The organism is Dermabacter sp. HSID17554 (genome assembly GCF_003989295.1).
In the GTDB taxonomy this organism is placed as follows: domain Bacteria; phylum Actinomycetota; class Actinomycetes; order Actinomycetales; family Dermabacteraceae; genus Dermabacter; species Dermabacter vaginalis.
On sequence record NZ_RBLW01000001.1, the window covers coordinates 545,950 to 557,964 of the forward strand.

Consider the following 12,015-nt stretch of genomic DNA (forward strand, 5'->3'; position numbering starts at 1 on the left):
GGGCCCACTGTCATAATGCTCATTTCGCGTCCACCTGCGCGAGGAAGTCCTGTGCGCCGCCCACGAGCTCAATGTGCCCCGTGGGCAGGTCAGCCGTCGCCAGTTTCGCGATCTCTTCCGCGAACTCGCGCACCGAGTACAGCTTCCCGGCCGCCTCGCGACGCGCCTCGAGCGCACCCGGCTCCATGCGGTTGAGGAGTGTTGCCGTGACCGTTCCCTCGATCATGTCGCCCGAGACGACCACGAAGCTCACGCCCTTCTCGCTCATCTCGGGGATGCGCGATGTCAGCTCGTCCTCGCCCGCGCGCTTCGACTTCGCGACCGCGTCGTACGCGTCCATGGTGTCAACGTCGTTGATGAAGTGCGCCTGGTGGCTCGTCACGAAGATGACGCGACCGCCGGGATTCATGCGCGAGAGCGCCGCGGTGAGTGCGTTCGATTGTGCGTCGCGGTTGAGGCGAAGCGCGTAGTTGTCGCCGAGGTCCTTCTCCATACCGCCTGAGGCGTTGAGAACGAGCAGATCGAGCGAACCAAACTCGTCGATCGCCGTTTGCATGAGGCGGTCGAGATCCTCTTCGCTCGTGAGGTCGGCGCCCACGGCGACGGCGCGACCGCCGGCCTCTTCGATTTCTTTCACGACCTTGTTCGCCCGCGGCGCCTTTTGACGATAGTTGACGACGACGTTGTAACCTTCCGCGGCGAGAATCTTCGCGGTGTCAGCACCCACGCCTCGCGACGAACCTGTGATGACGGCGGTTTTTGTGGTGGTCATGAATGATTCCTTCCAATCGGAGGAGCAAAAGGTTCAGAGATAGAGGCCGGTAACGTCGCCCTCGTGCGCATCTTCGTACACGGCGTGCACGTCGCGTTCGCGAAGGAGCACGTATACCTTCGCGTCGAGTTCGACCTCGGCACGGTCGCCCGGATCAAAGAGCACGCGATCGCCTACGCGCACCTGGCGCACGTTGCTACCGGCGGCGACGACGTTCGCCCACGACAGGCGAGTCGACACGCTTACGGTTGCCGGGATCAGAATTCCGGACTTGCTGCGGCGCTCGCCCTCGGGATCCGGCTCGACCAAGAGGCGGTCGTGAAGCATCCGGAGCGGAAGCGCGGGTGTGTCACTCACTTCTGACGGTAGTCCCGGTCGTAGTAGTCGCCGTCCTTCGGCGTGCGCGTCACGAGGACAATCGCGCCAGCGGTGATCGCGAGAAGGCCGAGAGCGCCACCGATGAGGCCCGCGACCGGTGCGGGCTTGACGGCGCCGCTATCGGCGACGAAAAAAGACTTCGCGGAATCCGTTGCTTCGTTCTTCCAGCGCTGGATGGCGTTGACGGGGTTGATGCGGTCGAGCAGCTCGTCGATGTCAGCGGCGAGATTGTCCTGGCGGCGCAGGGCCTCGCCCTTCATCTCCTCGAGGCTTTCCTTCTTCTTTCCCACGAGTTCCTCCCGGGATGTATGGTCGCGTGGTCGTACCGCTCGAGTCTACCGGTCGCCGGCTGGACTTTCACCGCGACCCCTTGGCCGGGTAGGCTAGGCGGGTATGCGCACGTGGCGGAATTGGTAGACGCGCTGGATTTAGGTTCCAGTGCCCTCGGGCGTGGGGGTTCAAGTCCCCCCGTGCGTACTCCCTCTCATCTCGACAACGCTCCAGCGTTGAGGAGGAAGCGATGACCCTGATTGGCCTCGTCCGTCACGGCCAGACGGACTGGAACCTCGCGCACATCTTCCAGGGGGCAAGCGATGTTCCCCTCAACGCGACCGGGGTTGAGCAGGCCCATCACGCTCTCGATTCCACCCCGGAGTTCGCCTGGGACGGCGTCATGAGCTCACCTCTCATTCGTGCCCGCCTCACCGCCGAAGTGATCGCGACCGACCACAGCCTTCCGTTGATCGGCGTCCACGAGGGGTTCCGCGAAGTCGATTTTGGCTGGGCGGAAGGCAAACCCAGCGCCGAGGCCTACGCGGCCTATCCAGAGCGCGATTTTCCCGGCCGGGAAAGCGTCGATGCCGTCCTCGAGCGCGCATGCGCAGCAGTGCGCGAGGTGTCGGCGCAGCACCCCGATGGTCGTGTTCTCGTGGTCGCGCACGGGACTCTCATTCGGTACCTGGCCAGTGCCGTCGCACAGCGGGACTTCACCTCGCTCCCTAACACCTCGCTCACGCTCCTCGAGGTCTCCCCCACGCTCTGGCGAGTCCCTATGATCGCGGGCTATTCGCTACGCGAACCATTCGAATGGGCACACGAGGAGGAGGCTCTCCCCCGCTTCGATCCTGCCTGGGATGCGCCAAACGGCATTGACCCAGCTACTCTCCCGCTCGCCGAGCGCCCCGCACTCGAGGCGTACCGCTCGACAACCGAAAAATCACTTAGCCACACCACCGAGGAGTCACGATGACGCGCACCGCAGTGGGAACCGAATCCAACTGGTTTGACGACGACGAGATCCGTGAGCTCCGTCGTAAGCTCCCGATCCTCTACATCGATGTCGTCCCCGTTCGACTCGACTCCTACGGAGCCATCAAAGAGATCGGCCTGCTCCTGAGGGCCGACGGTTCCGGGCGCATCATCCGCTCCCTTGTTTCGGGCCGCGTACTCGTGCACGAGAGCTTGCGCGAGGCGATTATTCGCCACGTGGAAAAGGACCTCGGCACGGTCGCACTCCCCAAAGTTCCCACCTCGATGGTGCCGTTTACCGTTGCGGAATACTTCCCCACGCCGGGCCAATCACCATTCGTGGATCCGCGTCAGCATGCTGTCTCGCTCGCGTACATCGTTCCGGTGGAGGGCGATTGTGCACCCCAGGAGGACGCACTCGATCTCGGGTGGTTCGAGGCTGCCACAATCCTCGATTCGGCTGTCATGGACGAACTCGAGGAATCGCACGCGATCCTCGTGCGTCGTGCCCTCGCTGCGGGCGGCGTCAGCTAGCCGCACACAGCTCGCGCGACTAGATCAAGCTCGAAAGGCGCGCAGCGAGGGCGCGAAACGCCTTGCCGCGGTGGCTAATCGCGTTCTTTTCCTCGGGCGTGAGTTCAGCCGACGTCTTCTCGTACCCTTCAGGGACGAAAAGCGGATCGTAGCCAAAACCTCCCTCACCGCGCGGCGCGCGAAGGAGCGCCCCGCGCATCGAGCCGAGCTCGACAACCTCTTGGGCTGAGCCACCGTCGGAATCGGGAATAACCGCGGCGGCCGCACACACAAACTGCGCCCCGCGGTGGGCGGGCGCGATATCGGCAAGCTGGGCGAGAAGGAGCGCGTTATTCGCCGCGTCATCGCCGTGGCGGCCCGACCAGCGTGCGCTAAAAATGCCGGGGCTTCCGCCGAGAATGTCGACGGCGAGGCCCGAGTCGTCAGCAATCGCGATGAGGCCGCTCTCTTCCGCGGCGGCGTGGGCTTTGATCAGGGCGTTCTCCTCAAAGCTCACGCCGTCCTCGACAGGGTCGGTGAGGCCGAGGTCCGCGCTCGAGACGACCTGCGCGGGATCGAACCCGTCGATGGCATTCGCGAGCACCTCGCGGAGCTCCTTAAGTTTCTTTTGGTTGTGGCTCGCGAGCACAACCTTCGCGCTCACGCTCACTTGCTTTCCTCAAACGCCGCAAGCTGCATCTGGATGAGCTCTTCGCAGCCTTTCGAGGCGAGGCCGAGCAACCGGTGGAGTTCGTCGTAGCTGAATGGCGCACCCTCGGCGGTTCCCTGCACCTCAACGAAGTCACCAGAGCCGGTCATCACGACATTCATGTCGGTCTCGGCCTTCACGTCCTCTCGGTACTCGAGGTCGAGCATTGGCGTGCCGTCGATGATGCCCACGCTCACGGCGGAAACGGAGTCGCGAAGCACGTCGGCGAGCACGGGGATCGACGCGTGGCGCTTGCCCCACGTGATCGCATCAACGAGGGCGACGTATGCGCCGGTGATCGCGGCGGTGCGCGTGCCGCCGTCAGCTTGGAGCACGTCGCAATCGAGCTGAATCGTGTTCTCACCGAGAGCTTTCATATCGACGACGCTGCGCAGCGAACGGCCGATGAGGCGCGAGATTTCGTGAGTGCGCCCGCCAATCTTGCCTTTCACGCTTTCGCGATCCGAGCGTGTGCCGGTCGCGCGCGGCAGCATCGCGTACTCGGCGGTCACCCAACCGGTGCCACTGCCCTTCTTCCAGCGCGGCACGCCCTCGGTGAAGCTCGCCGCGCACAAAACGCGCGTGCGGCCGAACTCAATGAGGCAACTGCCTTCGGCGTGGTCGAGCCAGCCGCGCGTGATCGTCACGTCGCGGAGCTGGTCGACGGTGCGGCCGTCGACTCGGGTGATCTGCTCGGTCATGGCTTTCTCCTCGGTGGTCGCTAGGTTCGGTTAAAGCGTGTAGGTGTGAAGCGCCTCGGCGAGCTCGAGGGGCCCGTCGAATTCGGCGCGCGCCTCCTCGAGCGGGACCTCGCGGTCGGTCCACGGCGGAATGTGCGTGAGAAGGAGCTTTTTCGCACCGGCCTCGCGCGCGAGGATCCCCGCGCGTTTCCCTGTGAGGTGGATGCCTTGGAAGTGGTCGTCGCGCCCCTCCACGTAACCGGCCTCGCATAGGAGAAGATCGGCGCCGTGCGCGACGGTCGAGGCGCCCTCGCATGTATCCGTGTCACCCGTGTAGGCGAGCACCGTGTCGCCCACGTCTATGCGGAAGCCAAACGCCGGTACGGGGTGTTCAACGGCAACCGCAGTAATGATCGCGCGGCCTGCCTCGATGCTGTCGCCCTCGGCAAGCGGGATGAACTCGTAGGGCGCGCGGCTCGCCCCCGGCGGGATCGGGTCGGGGTTGCCTGTTGCGGCGCTCAAGCGTTCATCGATGCCCTCGGGCGCGAAGACGCGCACGGTCGGGCAATTCACGAGGGGGTGATAGGCGAGGTACACCTCGAGCCCCGCGAGGTCGAGGAAGTGATCCGCGTGCAGGTGCGAGACGAGGATGATGTCGATGTGGGAGGGGTCGATGACCTTGTGGAGATTCGAGAGGGCACCGTTACCGCAGTCGATGAGGATGCGAAAGGGTTTACCGTGCTTGCCCGGGACGGTCACGAGGTAGCACGAGGCGGGTTCGCCCGGCCCCTCGTAGCTGCCGGAGCAGCCCACCACGGTCAGTTCGATGCTCATGCATCCTCCTCGATCACGGGGATGGAAGTCGTGTGGGTCATCGCGGGGCCCAGGAATCGCTGCGAGAGCCGCTCGAAATTGCTCGTGCGCCCTACGCGCGGCGCAGTCTCGGCGAACACGTGTCGCGGCGGCGTTGCCGCGGTGCGCATGAGGTCCTTCTCCTGGAGGGTGCGATACACGTCCATCGCCGTCTCCTCCGAAGACGACACGAGAGTGACATCGGGACCCATGACATAGCTAATGACGCCCGCGAGCAACGGGTAGTGGGTGCAGCCGAGCACGAGGGTGTCGACACCCGCCCTCTTGAGCGGCGCGAGGTATTCCTCGGCGGCGGCGAGGACCTCGTCGCCGGAATCGGTGCCGTTTTCGAGGAATTCCACGAAGCGGGGGCACGCGGCAGCTTCGACGTGCACGTCGACCGCCGCGGAGAAGGCGTCCTGGTAGGCGCCCGACTTTACGGTTCCGCGCGTCCCGATCACGCCCACGCGTTTGTTGTGCGTGACCGACACTGCGCGGCGCACGGCAGGCTTGATGACTTCGAGAACGGGAACGCTGTAGCGTTCGCGCGCATCGGCGAGAACCGCGGCGGTAGCCGTATTGCAGGCGATGACGAGCATCTTCACGTCGTGGGCCACGAGTTCGTCCATGACCCCGAGGGCGTACTCCCGCACCGTCGCGAGCGGCTTGTCGCCATAGGGCGTATGGGCGGTATCGCCGATGTAGAAAAGCTCTTCATTCGGCAACTGATCGATGATCGCGCGCGCGACAGTGAGCCCGCCGATCCCGCTATCAAAAATCCCGATGGGTGAATCGTTCACGCGTTCAATCTATCGAGCCACCTTCGCTTGCGAGTGCATCGGCACACCCGTGCAAGCGATCTCACAGGCCTCTACGAGCGGGAGTTCAGGGCCCCGATGAGGGTCGCTTGGAGCCACGACGCGAACTCGTAGAGAGTCGCGAGGAATTCCATGCCGGCGACTCCCGGCTCAGCCTCGACCTCCTCGAGATCGTTCGAACACAGAAGCTGGAGCGCCTCAAAATCGCCGTCATTTTCGATGCCCATGCGGTCGGCGAGCACGAGCCGGATGAGGTTGAGCGCTTTGAGCCACGCGAGCGCATCGGCACGTTCAATCACGATTTCATCGTGTGGCCCTTCACCGCCGATATCGCCCGCGGCCTCAAGGCTCGCGCGCAGCGCACTCAGGTTCGCGATGTGGGTTTCGGCGAGGTTCGCTTGCGTGAGTCGGCGGTACTCCCCCGCGTCCTCGTCATTGTCGCTTGCGGATGGGAAGAGTCGCTTCGTGGCACTGTCACGCGGCGCTTCCGTGCGGGCACGCACGGTTTCCGCTTCAAGCCTCGCGAGCGGATCTTCCGACATCGCCTCGCGGGGGTCTCGATCATCAAGGCCCTGATCGCCAATCCCGAGGTCGACGCGGATGAGGTCGGTGATTTCCCCGGCGACCTGAGCGAGCACGGAGCGCTCTTCCGCCTCGAGCCTGCACATGAGGCGACCGTCGGCACGCGCAATGAACGAGTGCGCCACTATGCCTCCTCGAGAATGGCGAGGAGACCGAATTCGTGCATCGCCCCCACGTGGGCCTCCGCTTGCTCGCGGCCGTCGCACGACACAATCGCGCGGCCTTCGGTATGGACCTGCATCATGAGCGCGTGGGCCTTCGAGCGCGCGTAACCAAAATGGGTGCGGAACACGAACGTCACGTACGTTTGCTCGTTGACGGCGTCGTTGAGCACCACGGTGTTCCACTTCCGGTCGGTTTCGGTTCCGACGCTTGCCAGGGGTTCACTCTGGCCCTTTTCACGCACGGCGTCTCCTCCCTCGCCTCAAGCTCGCACTCCTTACGGGCATGAAGCTTAAGACTACCCGGCTTCCTCGTTTAGGCTTAGTTCGTGGCGACAACTTCTCTTTACACTGATCTGTACGAACTCACCATGATCCAGGCCGCACGCGAAGCGGGCGTTGCGGATCGCCGTTGCGTATTCGAAGTTTTCACGCGCTCGCTCCCCGATGGGCGACGCTATGGCGCCTTCGCCGGGATTGGGCGCATTCTCGACGCGCTCGCGGATTTCCGTTTCGATGAAACCGACCTCGATTTTTTGCGCTCGACCGGGCAATTTACGGAGGATCTGCTCGCCTACCTCGAGGGGTACCGCTTCGAGGGGAACATCGAGGCCTATGCCGAAGGGGAGGTCTTTTTCCCCAACTCCCCCGTGGTGCGCATCGAAGGCACGTTTGAGCAGTGCGTGCTCCTTGAAACCCTCGTACTCTCGATCCTCAATCACGATTCGGCGATTGCCTCGGTCGGCTCGCGCATGATCCAGGCCGCTCAGGGGCGTCCATGCATCGAGATGGGCTCACGACGCGTGCACGAACACGCTGCCGTTGCGGCCTCGCGCGCCGCCGCGATCGTGGGCTTCTCCTCGACCTCGAACCTCGAGGCTGGACGGATCTACGACATTCCCGTTGTGGGGACCTCCGCCCATGCCTTCACGCTCCTCTTTGACACGGAAGCGGACGCCTTTCGCGCACAAGTACACTCACTCGGTGCGGGAACAAGCCTTCTCGTGGACACCTTCGACATTCGCGAAGCTCTCGACTCCGCCGTTGAGATCGCAGGCCCCGACCTCGGAGCCGTACGCATCGACTCCGGGAATCTTGGGCAAACGGCGCGCGAGGTGCGAGCCCAGCTCGATGCCCTCGGAGCAACGGACACGAGGATCACCGCGACGAGCGACCTCGATGAATACCGCGTTTTTGACCTTCGCGACTATCCACTCGACGGGTACGGCATCGGCACGCGCCTCGTGACGGGCGGCGACCACCCCGCACAGGGCTTCGTGTTCAAGCTCGTCGAACGCGAAAACTCTTCCGGCACGATGGAAGCCGTCGCGAAGAAATCCGCGCAAAAAGCCACGATCGCGGGGAGCAAGCGTGCCTATCGCGTGTGCGATGCGAACGGTGCGGCCCGCGCCGAGCTCGTTCTCGCCGACGATTCGGGCGAACAGCCGTCGGCCTCCCTCAACGCGCGCCCGCTCCTCACACGCCTCGTGGAAAACGGTGAGGTTCTCGACTCCCGCAGCCAGTGGGAGCGTATCGAGAAAGCGCGCCGCGTACACGAACGCGCGCTCGAGGAACTCTCGCTCGCCGATTTGCACATTCGCACGGGCCAGGACGGCGCGGTACTGCTCCCCGTTGTGCATTCTCTTCAGGAACTTCAGGAGCTTTCGCACTGACGCTTCGGACTCCGCCACCGCGAGCCACGCGGCGCAAAGTGTGGAAGATTCGCCTGGCCAGGCAAGCGTCGGATTATTTCCTCCCCACGAACCAGCCGCGGAGAATGTCGATCCTTTTTTGAATCTGCTCGGCGCTCGCCTGCGGAACGGCCGGGCCACCCGAGCGGCGACGCAGCTCGTTATGCACCTGGCCGTGCGGGGTTCCCGTGCGCCTCGCCCAGCCCGACACGAGCGAGCTAAGCTCCTTGCGAAGCGCCGTCACGTCACGGTGCGTGGGCGCCGCGGGGGCACTCGAGTGACGCGCACTTCGCTGCTGCTGATTCCTCTGCCGCTCACGCAAAAGCGAGGTCACTTGTTCCGGCTCGAGAAGGCCGGGAATCCCCAGAAACTCTTGCTCCTCTTCGCTGCCCGCCATCGCGAGCGTGCCGTATTCACCGCCGTCGAAAAGCACGCGGTCGAAGTGGGCATCGGACTCGAGAGCCTCGTAGCTGCCCTCGAGCTCACCGCTCGCTTTTTCCTCGCGATTTGCTTCACGCAGCGCATCCTCGTCAAGGCCCGTTTCGGGATCGAGCTGTTCTTTCTCGCGCATGTCGAGAACGTGATCGCGTTCAGCTTCCATTTCATTCGCGAGGCCGAGGAGAACGGGGACCGAGGGCAGGAACACGCTCGCCGTTTCACCGCGCGTGCGCGAGCGCACGAAACGCCCCACCGCCTGGGCAAAGAACATCGGGGTCGAGGTCGAGGTCGCGTAGACGCCCACGGAAAGACGCGGAACGTCAACGCCCTCGGAGACCATGCGCACCGCCACCATCCAGCGGTCAGTCGAGTCATTGAACGCCTCGATTTTGCGACCAGCGCTCGAGTCATCAGAAAGCACGAGAGTGGGCTTCTCCCCCGTGATGCGCTCGAGAATCTTCGCGTAGGCGCGCGCGGTTGATTGGTCCGTTGCAATCACGAGACCGCCCGCGTCCTTCACACCGCGCCGCACTTCCGTGAGGCGCTGGTCGGCCGCCTGGAGAACCGTGGGGATCCACTCGCCCTTCGGGTCGAGCGCCGTACGCCACGCCTGTTGCATGATGTCTTTCGTTTCGAGGCCGCCGAGCTGTGCTGAGACCTCATCCCCGCTCTTCGTGCGCCAGTGCATGCGACCCGAATACGTCATGAAGAGCACCGGGCGCACAACGTGGTCCTGGAGCGCCTCGCGGTAACCGTAGGTGTAATCGGCCTTGGAGCGGAGGAAGCCCTCGCCATCGGCTTCGTAGCGCACGAAAGGAATGTGGGCATCATCCGAGCGGAAGGGCGTGCCCGTAAGTGCGAGGCGCCGCTTCGCCGGGTCGAAGGCCTCGCGCACACCGTCACCCCACGTGAGTGCATCACCCGCGTGATGAATCTCGTCGAGGATCACGAGGGTCGGCGCAGCCTCCGTTCGCGCCCGATGCAACCGAGGGTTCGCGCCCACCTGGGCGTATGTCAGTGCCACGCCCTGGTAGTGATCGCCGTGGCGCCCCTGGGCGTTGGAAAAATTCGGATCAATCTGGATCCCCACGCGCAACGCGGAATCCGCCCACTGAGTTTTAAGGTGCTCCGTGGGAGCAACGACCGTCACGCGGCGCACGATCCCCTCGCGAAGAAGGCCCGCGGCAACCTGGAGCGCAAAGGTCGTTTTACCGGCACCAGGCGTCGCGACCGTCATGAAGTCGCGCGGTTGCGAATCCTGGTAGAGCCTCAGCGCCTCAGCCTGCCACGCACGAAGCTTCGGAGCCGTGCCCCACGCCGCTCGCTCGGGAAATGCCGGCGGCATTTGCTGCGCCGCAAACGATGAAGGCTTGCGCGGCGTTGCCTGGGTATGCACGGCCGGCGCCTGCTGCTCGTTCGCGCGAGTGGACTCCAGGTAGTTCGAGAACAGGTCGGGCGAAGCGGAAGAATCGTGGGCATTCATAGGCGCCCTCCACGATAAACCCGTGAGCGCTTAGAGTGCCTTAGCGACCCGAGCCGAAAAGCCCACGGAAGCCGCCAAACCCGCCTTTACCTCGTCCTTTATCGTCGCCTTCGCTCGAGTTGCCTCCGTCACCTATGCCTTCGTAGATCTCCTTGCACTGCGGGCACACGGGGTATTTCTTCGGGTCTCGGCCCGGAACCCACACCTTGCCGCACAGGGCGATCACCGGTGAATTATTGAGTGCGGCCTTCGCGATCTTTTCTTTCTGCACATAGTGGGCGAAGCGGTCGTGATCGCCGGGGTCGGCGTCCTCGGTTTGCTCCTCGCGCTCGAGCACCGCGGTCGAGCTCGGGGCGGCGCCAGGGGCCGCGGGGGCCTGAGGCGCGCCGTGGTCCGGAGAGTTCGGATCCGAAATCGAGGCCGTGAAACGAATGCGTGAAATGCTCATGGATCGATCCTAACCGCGCTCGCCCGAGCCTGCGACAGCGTGCGCTACGGCCGGGGTCACGCGCTCGTCAAACACGCTCGGCACGATGTGGCGGGCTGAAAGCTCATCGTCGCTCACCACGGCAGCGATCGCGTGGGCCGCCGCGAGGAGAGCTTCGTCGGTCACCTCGCGCGCGTGAGCATCAATGAGACCGCGGAACACACCTGGGAAGGCAAGCACGTTATTGATCTGGTTCGCGAAATCGCTACGACCGGTGGCCACAACGGCAGCGTGCTGCCACGCGATATCCGGGTCGACCTCGGGAACGGGATTCGAAAGTGCGAACACAATTGCGCGCGCGTTCATGCTCCTCAGCATTTCCTCGTCGAGGATGTTCGGCACGCTCACGCCGATAAACACGTCGGCGCCGGCAACGGCTTCGCGCAGCCCGCCCTCGACTCCGCGAGGGTTCGTGTGATCCGCGATCCACTCGAGGCGGTCGCCCTTTGTGCGGCCCGTCGTCACGATGCCCTTCGAGTTGGTCACGATCACATCGCGCGCGCCGGCTGCAAGGAGAAGCCGAAGGATCGCCGTGCCGGCCGCGCCCGCACCCGACATCGCGATGCGGACTTCATCGATCCTCTTTCCCACGACTTTGAGCGCGTTGGTGAGGGCCGCGAGCACGCACACGGCCGTGCCGTGCTGATCGTCGTGAAACACGGGAATATCGAGCTCGGCACGCAAACGGTCCTCGATCTCGAAGCAGCGCGGCGCGGAAATATCCTCGAGGTTGATACCTGCAAAGGCGGGGGCGATAGCTTTCACGTGGGCGACGATCTCGTCTACGTCGTGTGCGTCAAGGCAGATCGGAAAGGCGTCCACACCCGCGAAACGCGAGAACAGCGCTGCCTTTCCCTCCATGACGGGAAGCGCGGCAAGCGGGCCGCGGTCGCCGAGGCCGAGGATCGCGGAGCCGTCAGTGACAACCGCGACCGTGTTCTTCTTGATCGTGAATTCGCGTGCCTTCTCGGGGTGCTCGGCGATCTCCTCCACAACGCGGGCAACGCCCGGGGTATACACAATCGCAAGGTCGTCGGCATTGTCGATCGGGGCGGTGGGCTCGACCGTGAGCTTCCCGCCCTCGTGGGCCTCGAAAATGCGGCGTTCGACAGCCGCGGTGCCGGTCGCGAGGCGTGTAGGTTCGGTGTTGTCGGGTGTGTGCGTAGCCATGCCCCTCATCTTTGCACGCGCGGGGCCCTCCTA

The 12,015-nt window shown here is 64.3% G+C and carries 15 protein-coding genes and 1 tRNA gene; 4 read left to right on the forward strand and 12 right to left on the reverse strand.

The window, feature by feature from the left end:
• Window positions 1–19: 19 nt before the first annotated feature.
• From D8M36_RS02510 to D8M36_RS10120, 3 genes are read right to left on the reverse strand one after another with little or no spacing between them, the layout of a single operon-like run.
• Window positions 20–772: an SDR family oxidoreductase gene (locus D8M36_RS02510; protein ID WP_061211659.1), complete on the reverse strand. Its 753-nt coding sequence runs from the start codon at window positions 770–772 to the stop codon at window positions 20–22.
• Between the two features lie 33 nt (window positions 773–805).
• Window positions 806–1,129, reverse strand: a complete 324-nt coding sequence (locus tag D8M36_RS02515; RefSeq protein WP_016664946.1) for a GroES family chaperonin — start codon at window positions 1,127–1,129, stop codon at window positions 806–808.
• Window positions 1,126–1,440, reverse strand: a complete 315-nt coding sequence (locus D8M36_RS10120; RefSeq protein WP_061211658.1) for a hypothetical protein — start codon at window positions 1,438–1,440, stop codon at window positions 1,126–1,128. Before D8M36_RS10120 ends, D8M36_RS02515 begins: the two co-directional genes overlap by 4 nt.
• 105 nt (window positions 1,441–1,545) lie before the next feature.
• Here D8M36_RS10120 and D8M36_RS02525 point away from each other — a divergent pair.
• The 3 genes from D8M36_RS02525 (at window position 1,546) to D8M36_RS02535 (ending at window position 2,932) form a co-directional block, all read left to right on the forward strand.
• Window positions 1,546–1,627: transfer RNA gene (locus tag D8M36_RS02525), tRNA-Leu, on the forward strand.
• Between the two features lie 43 nt (window positions 1,628–1,670).
• The gene (locus tag D8M36_RS02530) at window positions 1,671–2,399 is read left to right on the forward strand and encodes a histidine phosphatase family protein (protein WP_126846456.1); all 729 of its coding nucleotides are present in this window, start codon (window positions 1,671–1,673) and stop codon (window positions 2,397–2,399) included.
• Window positions 2,396–2,932 (forward strand): DUF4916 domain-containing protein, encoded by a 537-nt coding sequence (locus tag D8M36_RS02535; protein WP_126846458.1) that lies wholly within the window; start codon window positions 2,396–2,398, stop codon window positions 2,930–2,932. The genes D8M36_RS02530 and D8M36_RS02535 overlap by 4 nt, the downstream gene beginning before the upstream one ends.
• A gap of 19 nt (window positions 2,933–2,951) precedes the next feature.
• Here D8M36_RS02535 and rdgB read toward each other — a convergent pair whose 3' ends face one another.
• From rdgB to clpS, 6 genes are all read right to left on the reverse strand, one after another.
• On the reverse strand, window positions 2,952–3,581 hold the full coding sequence (gene rdgB, locus D8M36_RS02540) for an RdgB/HAM1 family non-canonical purine NTP pyrophosphatase (RefSeq protein ID WP_126846460.1): 630 nt from the start codon (window positions 3,579–3,581) through the stop codon (window positions 2,952–2,954).
• Window positions 3,578–4,321: a ribonuclease PH gene (gene rph, locus D8M36_RS02545; RefSeq protein ID WP_055088512.1), complete on the reverse strand. Its 744-nt coding sequence runs from the start codon at window positions 4,319–4,321 to the stop codon at window positions 3,578–3,580. Before rph ends, rdgB begins: the two co-directional genes overlap by 4 nt.
• Window positions 4,322–4,351: 30 nt before the next feature.
• Window positions 4,352–5,134, reverse strand: coding sequence for an MBL fold metallo-hydrolase (locus D8M36_RS02550; RefSeq protein WP_126846462.1), 783 nt, complete (start codon window positions 5,132–5,134; stop codon window positions 4,352–4,354).
• Complete coding sequence (murI, locus tag D8M36_RS02555) at window positions 5,131–5,952, reverse strand: glutamate racemase (RefSeq protein WP_126846464.1); 822 nt, start codon at window positions 5,950–5,952, stop codon at window positions 5,131–5,133. The genes D8M36_RS02550 and murI overlap by 4 nt, the downstream gene beginning before the upstream one ends.
• A gap of 71 nt (window positions 5,953–6,023) precedes the next feature.
• Window positions 6,024–6,677 carry a DUF2017 family protein gene (locus D8M36_RS02560; protein ID WP_126846466.1) on the reverse strand — a complete coding sequence of 218 codons (654 nt, stop codon included), beginning with the start codon at window positions 6,675–6,677 and terminating at the stop codon, window positions 6,024–6,026.
• Entirely contained in the window at window positions 6,677–6,958 is a 282-nt protein-coding gene (gene clpS / locus D8M36_RS02565) for an ATP-dependent Clp protease adapter ClpS (RefSeq protein ID WP_126846468.1), read from the reverse strand. The genes D8M36_RS02560 and clpS overlap by 1 nt, the downstream gene beginning before the upstream one ends.
• A gap of 84 nt (window positions 6,959–7,042) precedes the next feature.
• Between clpS and D8M36_RS02570 the strand changes: the two genes are divergently transcribed.
• Window positions 7,043–8,386 carry a nicotinate phosphoribosyltransferase gene (locus D8M36_RS02570; protein WP_126846469.1) on the forward strand — a complete coding sequence of 448 codons (1,344 nt, stop codon included), beginning with the start codon at window positions 7,043–7,045 and terminating at the stop codon, window positions 8,384–8,386.
• 73 nt (window positions 8,387–8,459) lie between these two features.
• On the opposite strand, the gene D8M36_RS02575 is transcribed toward D8M36_RS02570, so the two are convergent.
• The 3 genes from D8M36_RS02575 to D8M36_RS02585 are packed head-to-tail and all read right to left on the reverse strand — an operon-like array spanning window position 8,460 to window position 11,982.
• On the reverse strand, window positions 8,460–10,325 hold the full coding sequence (locus D8M36_RS02575; RefSeq protein WP_150332980.1) for a DEAD/DEAH box helicase: 1,866 nt from the start codon (window positions 10,323–10,325) through the stop codon (window positions 8,460–8,462).
• A gap of 40 nt (window positions 10,326–10,365) precedes the next feature.
• Window positions 10,366–10,773 (reverse strand): DUF3039 domain-containing protein, encoded by a 408-nt coding sequence (locus D8M36_RS02580; protein ID WP_126846471.1) that lies wholly within the window; start codon window positions 10,771–10,773, stop codon window positions 10,366–10,368.
• 9 nt (window positions 10,774–10,782) lie between these two features.
• Window positions 10,783–11,982, reverse strand: coding sequence for an NAD(P)-dependent malic enzyme (locus D8M36_RS02585; RefSeq protein WP_126846473.1), 1,200 nt, complete (start codon window positions 11,980–11,982; stop codon window positions 10,783–10,785).
• Window positions 11,983–12,015 lie beyond the last annotated feature (33 nt).